The following is a 3,711-nucleotide window of genomic DNA, read 5'->3' as shown; positions in this document are numbered from 1 at the left end:
CCGATTAGGGTGATCGCGGCCAGCACGGCGGGCATCCCCTTGACCAGCAGCTCGCCGAAGCGCTTGGAGCCCGCGGATTCTCTAGCGGCCAGGTGCAGGCCGATGTCGTCCATTTTGACGATCAGTCCGACGGCGCCGTACACAAGCACCGTGATCACCAGGGCCACAACAACCAGGATAATTGCCCGGGACAACAAGGAATCGGCGGCCACCTCGTTCATCGAGATAACCATGATCTCGCAGGACAGGATGAAATCGGTGGTGATGGCGCCCTTGATGACCTTGGACTCCGCCTCGGGTCCCCGTTCGACCGCCGGCGTAGCTTCTTCGGCGGAGTGGTGGCCGCGGAGCTTGTGCCAGACCTTTTCGGCACCCTCGTAGCAGAGGTAGGTGCCGCCCAGCATGAGGATGAAGGGGATGGCCCCCGGGAGGAAGGCGCTGACGAGCAGCAGTGCCGGCAGGATGACCAGCAGCTTGTTCCGGAGCGAGCCCCAGAAGATCCGCTTGATCATCGGCAGTTCGCGGGACGGGTCTGCCCCGGACACGTACTGTGGGGTGACGGCGGCGTCGTCGATTACCACGCCGGCGGCTTTGGCCCCCGCCTTGGCGGCTCCGGCAGCGACGTCGTCCACCGAGGCGGCCGCTATGCGGGCAAGGGCGGCGACGTCGTCCAGGAGGGCGACGAGACCGCCGCTCACAGGTCGCCCCGGTGCTGCTCGAGGGCGGATGGCTGGGCGTGGGAGCCTCGATTGAGTCGCGTGATTGGCATGTTCGGAGTATATGTCTTACGCACAGCTGCGCGCGGATTCAGGCCCAAACTTCAGCTGCAACGACCTCCGTTCGAAGCTTGCAGGACGCCCACGGCACAACAAAAGCAGGGCCCGTCCGAAGACGGGCCCTGCTCGAAACCTAACGGTCCCGGTTCTCTAGAAAATTAGAGAGCCTGGATGTTGACGGCCTGGGGACCCTTGGGGCCCTGCTCGGTGTCGAAGGAAACCTTCTGGTTCTCTTCGAGGGAGCGGAAGCCGCCGGAGTTGATCGCGGAGTAGTGCGCGAAAACGTCCTGCGAGGAGTCGTCCGGGGAAATGAAGCCGAAGCCCTTTTCAGCGTTAAACCATTTGACGGTACCAGTAGCCATTATTTTTGTCCTTCGTGAAGGTGGAGGGAAAGTCCCGACTTTCGGGCCCTCCGGTGTGGGGTGTTCAAAACCGCTACTTCAGAAGAACGCGGACTTTCGACCGCGCGTACTGCCTGAACTACCAACTGCATAAACACAACAACGAGTACAACACTACAGGAGATTTTCACCACCAGTGACCACGGCTTCCGGGCAGCACCCAGTACGGCCGCCATCCGGTATCACGACGGCGGTCTTCCCGGCTTGGGTGTCGACCGGCGCCGGGTGCGGGAATATGCTTCAGACAGTCCAGCCTTTCCCGCTCCCCGCCCAAAGCCAAGGAAGTGTTCAGAATGCAGATGCCCAAGCCGTCCGAGGAGGACAAGGAGCGGTTCCGTGCTGCCGTGCCAGATCATCCGGACGTGGTGGTGAAGCCGATGTTCGGGAACTTGGGCGCCTTCGTGAACGGGAACATGTTCGCCGGCCTGTTCGGTCCTACCATCGGCGTCCGGCTGTCTGAGGCCGACCGAACACTACTGGAGAGCTCCGAGCGGACTGTGCCCTTCGGGCCGGAGGAGCGGCCGATGGGCGGCTACGTCGGACTGCCCGAGGTGTGGAACGAAGAAGGCGACGGCGATCAAGCGCGGGCCCGGGCGTGGGTGATGAAGGCGTACGCCTACGTGGCCGGGCTGCCGCCCAAGGAGCCAAAGGCACGCGGCAAGAAAAAGTAAGGCCTGCAGGTTCCACGTGCGCCACCGGAAACCGGCGCGCGCCAACAGCTGGCCTACGTTGCCCGCTTGTCCGTCGTTGTTCCAGCCCCTGGCGCTCCGGGCACTTCTTCGGCCGCAAGCCGCTCGCTGAGCTGTGCCTCCACGGCCTCCGTGACCTGGTCCGCCAGGTGCTCCTGGTAGTGCTCCTGGACCGAGTCGTGGATTTGCTCCGCGAAGTGCTCCTGGACCGAGTCGTGCATGGTGTCGTGCACCTGCTCGGTGACATGGGCCGTCATCTGGTCCCGAGCTAGCTTGCGCTGCGCCCGCATCAGGATGGCGTGCTCACGATGGAATGCCTTAGCCGTGGAGATGCACATCAGAATGATGACCACGCTGAAAGGTACTGCCGTCAGGATCGCCGCGGTCTGAATTGCCTGCAGTCCGTTGGCCAGGAGCAGTGCGATGGCAACAGCGGCGGCAGCCGAGGCCCAGAAAATGCGCAACCAGTTCTTCGGTTCCACGTCGCCGCCGGTGGAGATCATGCCCATAACCAAGGCACCGGAGTCCGCAGATGTGATAAAGAAGATGGCGATCAGGAGAATGGCGCCCACCGTGAGGATAGTTCCGCCTGGCAGGCTACCCAGCAAGCCGAACAGTGCGCCCTCGGTATCCACGCTCCCATCGTCACCGATCAGTCCCCCGGAACCGAACAACTCGCGGTGAATCGCCGCACCCCCCAGGACGGCGAACCACATGAAGCCGACGGTCGTAGGTACAAGGAGTACGCCGACAACGAATTGACGGACGGTGCGGCCCTTTGAGATGCGGGCAATAAAGATGCCGACGAAGGGCGCCCAAGAGATCCACCAGCCCCAGTAGAAGGTTGTCCAGGCCGCTTGCCAGGCTTCCCCTTCCGCGCCTGAGAAGGCCAGGGTGTTGAAGGTAAGGCCTACCACGTTCTGCAGATAGTTGCCGAGGGACTGCACGAACTCACGAAGCAGGAACAGGGTGGGGCCGGTGAACAGCACGACGAGCATCAGCAGCGCGGCAAGAACTATGTTGGTGTTGGACAACCACTTCATGCCCCTGCCCACGCCGGACACCACCGACACGATGGTCAAGGTGATGATGCACAGGATCAGCCCGATCTGCGTCATGGTGGTGGCCTGAACGATGTTGGCTTGTTCCAGACCGGAGGAAATCTGCAGGACGCCGAGGCCCAGTGAGGTGGCCACGCCAAAGAGCGTACCTACCAGCGCGACGACGTCGATCAGGTTGCCCCACCCGCCGGAGACGCGTTTCCGCCCCAGGAGCGGCTCGAGGGCCCACCGTATGGAGATGGGGCGGTTTCTGCGGTGCACAGCGTAGGCAATGGACACCCCCACCACAACATAGATGGCCCACGCGTGAAGCCCCCAGTGGAGGTACGTCTGGGTCATCGCCTGCTGGGCAATCTCCAAGGGGGAGCCTTCTACACCGGGCCGGGGTGCGGCGAAATGGTTCAATGGCTCAGCCACACCAAAAAAGACCAGCCCGATTCCCATGCCAGCGGCGAACAGGAGGGCGAACCAGGACATGACGCTGAACTCGGGTGCGTCCTCGTCCTTTCCTAGTTTGATGTCGCCGTAGCGGCCGAGGCCGATCCAGAGGGCGAATGCCACGAAGAGCGCGATGGCTGCCACGTAGTACCAGCCGAACCACCTGATGACGTTGCTTTGAATCGCGCCGAACAGTTCGGTCGCGGCGGCCGGGAAAATCGTTGCGAAGAGGACAAACACGATGATGACGCCGGCTGCGGGCCAGAATACCCAACGGGCCAGATGGTTGCCGCCGGATCCGGGCGGGTGATCCGTGCGGTTCCCGGCCGCGGGGGGTGTTTCCCCT

4 protein-coding genes are annotated in these 3,711 nt (G+C 62.9%); 1 reads left to right on the top strand and 3 read right to left on the bottom strand.

The features are described 5' to 3' along the window. Together RIN13_RS20350 and RIN13_RS20345 are read right to left on the bottom strand one after the other, a co-directional pair. Window positions 1-698 (bottom strand): DUF808 family protein (locus tag RIN13_RS20350; protein WP_309109127.1); only part of this gene is annotated, 698 nt, incomplete at its 3' end. 236 nt (window positions 699-934) lie between these two features. Next, window positions 935-1,138 carry a cold-shock protein gene (locus tag RIN13_RS20345; protein ID WP_309109126.1) on the bottom strand — a complete coding sequence of 68 codons (204 nt, stop codon included), beginning with the start codon at window positions 1,136-1,138 and terminating at the stop codon, window positions 935-937. A gap of 332 nt (window positions 1,139-1,470) precedes the next feature. Here RIN13_RS20345 and RIN13_RS20340 point away from each other — a divergent pair, with 332 nt between their 5' ends. Then, window positions 1,471-1,848 (top strand): TfoX/Sxy family protein, encoded by a 378-nt coding sequence (locus RIN13_RS20340; protein WP_309109125.1) that lies wholly within the window; start codon window positions 1,471-1,473, stop codon window positions 1,846-1,848. A gap of 53 nt (window positions 1,849-1,901) precedes the next feature. Here the strand turns inward: RIN13_RS20340 and RIN13_RS20335 are convergent. Next, a partial coding sequence (locus tag RIN13_RS20335) for a BCCT family transporter (protein ID WP_375164807.1) occupies window positions 1,902-3,711 on the bottom strand: 1,810 nt, incomplete at its 5' end.

It is taken from the genome of Arthrobacter sp., assembly GCF_031179985.1.
Classification (GTDB): Bacteria; Actinomycetota; Actinomycetes; order Actinomycetales; family Micrococcaceae; genus Arthrobacter.
This window is presented reverse-complemented; position numbering and strand designations above follow the sequence as displayed.

Excerpts from the sequence above, each read along its gene's own strand:
- RIN13_RS20345 (WP_309109126.1), bottom strand. The coding sequence starts at position 1,138 with ATGGCTACTGGTACCGTCAAATGGTTTAACGCTGAAAAGGGCTTCGGC.
- RIN13_RS20340 (WP_309109125.1), top strand. The coding sequence starts at position 1,471 with ATGCAGATGCCCAAGCCGTCCGAGGAGGACAAGGAGCGGTTCCGTGCT.